Here is a 554-nt window from a genome sequence, read left to right on the forward strand (position 1 = left end):
GCCATGGCAGATACGCTGTCAACGTTATCCGGTGGCGACACCAACGTTCATGTGATGCTGTCCCAATTGACTGGTGTGCTTGCCGCCGCAGCCGTCAACGGTGATCTTCAGAAAGGCTCCGAGGTTGCTCAGAGTGCAACCATTTACAACCATGACCTGCACAGGAAGAATGCCGAAAGCTTCGCCAAAGGCATCGCCGATGCATGCAGGCAAATGCCCGGTTACTGCGCGCCAGGGGCTGAAAACGTAACTGAACAGCAGATGGTTCAAGCGCTGGAAGCCACCGCGCGGCATGGTCAAGGGAGGGAAAAGGTCGATCCTGCTGCGCTGCAATTGGTCAGTCAGTTTCTGAACCAGTTTGAGAGCACCAAAGATACGCTGTTTACGCCGACCGAATCGGAGAGTCATCGGCTTGGGGTGGAGGCAGAAGCGGAACTGGCGCTGGCGATTATTTCGCTGGGAAGTGCTGCTAAAGCTGTGGCTTCGAAAACGCCAGGGTGGCTTGAGAAGCTGGCGGGGATGTTGCAAAGCGGGGAAAAAAATGGTGCAAAAGC

General features: G+C 55.6%; 1 protein-coding gene. It reads left to right on the forward strand.

Annotated elements, in window-relative coordinates:
* The coding region (locus FW760_RS26030) for a hypothetical protein (RefSeq protein ID WP_446444120.1) at positions 1–554 on the forward strand (554 nt) is incomplete at both ends.

The organism is Pseudomonas sp. 1176_21 (assembly GCF_052850635.1).